1 protein-coding gene and 1 pseudogene are annotated in these 1,935 nt (G+C 63.0%); both read left to right on the top strand.

Annotation, left to right across the window (positions count from 1 at the left end; genetic code table 11):
* A pseudogene (locus QZY44_RS27265) lies at nucleotides 1-217 on the top strand (hypothetical protein); the annotation flags it as partial.
* Between the two features lie 200 nt (nucleotides 218-417).
* A partial coding sequence (locus QZY44_RS27260) for a conjugal transfer protein TraG N-terminal domain-containing protein (RefSeq protein WP_295455504.1) occupies nucleotides 418-1,935 on the top strand: 1,518 nt, incomplete at its 3' end.

The raw sequence follows: 1,935 nt of genomic DNA, 5'->3' as shown, positions 1-1,935 counted from the left end.
GCAGGCGGCCTCGCTCCACCAGAACCCGTATGCCAAACAGGTGATCGAACAAATCCGCAGTGCCAAAGACGATGTCGCGCAGCAGTACAGCGAGATCGCACAGCGCTACGGGAACCTGCAATCGTTGATGACGCATTACAGTTCGTTGGCGCCGCTGGTCAAGGGACGGCCATTGCAGTCCGACGCGGCAGATGCGGGGTTCGAGTCAACGCAATAGCCGGTTTCGGCGGGCGCAGGCGCACGCAACCGGAAATGAGGCGCCCCCTCCCCGTCTGACTGACCCGCACCAAGTCCTCTTCCGCCTCCCGCATTCCCCAACGAAATCGGCACCTTCGGCTATCACGCGTGGGTGCGGAACCATGGCACCCTGGATATTGCCAGGACGCGCCGTCCATCACTTTGCTGAGTGCCTGAACCATGTGGGACATCTATTCGATTGGCGACGCCGCCTACCTCACCGCGGTCCTGAACGCCGTCGCCATGCTCTCGGGCTCCGGGAACATGCACGCACTGGCGGGCATCGGCTTCTTGGTCGGCTTCATGCTCATCATGTTTCAGGGCATCATTCAGGCCCGCCCGCCGCAGCTCCAGCACATGCTGGTGGCCTGGGTGGTCTACATGGGCATGTTCGGTCCCACCGTGAAGGTGTCCGTCCAGGATGTCTATTCCGGGGCGGTACGCGTGGTCGATAACGTTCCGCTGGGACCCGCCGCCATCGGTGGGCTGATGAGCGGGATCGGCTACGGCGCCACCAAGCTGTTCGAGCAGGCATTCTCTACCCCGACCATGACCGGGTACGGTTTCGCCGCACCCTTGCATATCCTCCAGGGGGTACGCAAGACGACCCTGTCGATGACCGCGCTCGGTGCCGCGAACGCCCCGACGGCCGGGGCGGACATGGCACGGACCTTCGTCAACTACCTCTCCGAGTGCACCTTGTATGGGTTCAACAACGGCACCCGGTCCGCCGACGACCTCCTGCGCAACCCCAACTGGCGGACCGCGCTCGGCAGCACGCTGGTGGTGCCCACCACTGAGCTGTGGATCGGCGGCAACCCGGTGACGAAGGAATGCCCGGATGCGTGGACCGACCTGTCGAACTACCTCACCACGCAGTACGTGCCGAAGCTGCAAGCCTCGGTGGCGGCGACCCTGCGGATCGCCAACCCGAACGATGTGCCGGGGGCGGTGAACGCCGCACTCGACGCGCTCGCGGGGACCGGCGTCGGCGCCCAAAACTACATGGTGATGGCAACCGCCGCGGCCATGCTGCCCTACGCGCGCTCGGCCAACAAGCGGGCCTTGCTCCAAGGGGCCGATGCGGCAGCCATCGAACAGGCCTCGCAGCAACGCAATACGCAGTGGGCTTCGGAAGAACGCCTGTTCTCCCGCATCGTGCGGCCAATGATGACCTTCTTCGAGGCCTTCCTGTATGCGGTATCACCACTGATGATCTTCGCCATTGGGCTGGGGCCAACCGGCATCAGTATGGTCGGCAAGTACCTCTTGTTCGGCCTGTGGATACAGCTCTGGCAGCCGATCCTCGCAATCATCAACCTCTATATCATCATGGCGGTGAAATTCAAAATGGACGCGCTCCAGGATGTGGCGCTGGGAAACACCCCGATGCCGTCGATTCTCGCAATCTGGAAGCTCGACTTCATCTTGAGCGACTATCTGGGCGTCGGGGGAATGCTCGCGGCGAGTACGCCCGCGATTTCATTGATGTTGATCTACGGTTCGGCGATCACCGCAACGCACTTGGCCGGGAGGCTCCAAAGCGGGGATCACATCAACGAGAAGATTGCCTCGCCCGATGCGGTGAACCCGGCCGCGGCGCTGAACATGCAGCCCATCATGAATCATGGGCCGCTGTCGGGGACCGTCGCGCCGGGAGCCGAACAGCAAAGCTGGTCGGTCAATGTCGGACAAGAG

Origin of the sequence: uncultured Thiodictyon sp. (assembly GCA_903837595.1) — a bacterium.
Taxonomy (GTDB): Bacteria; Pseudomonadota; Gammaproteobacteria; order Chromatiales; family Chromatiaceae; genus Thiodictyon.
Note: the sequence above shows the minus strand (reverse complement) of the source record. Positions and strands in the feature narration are given on the sequence as shown.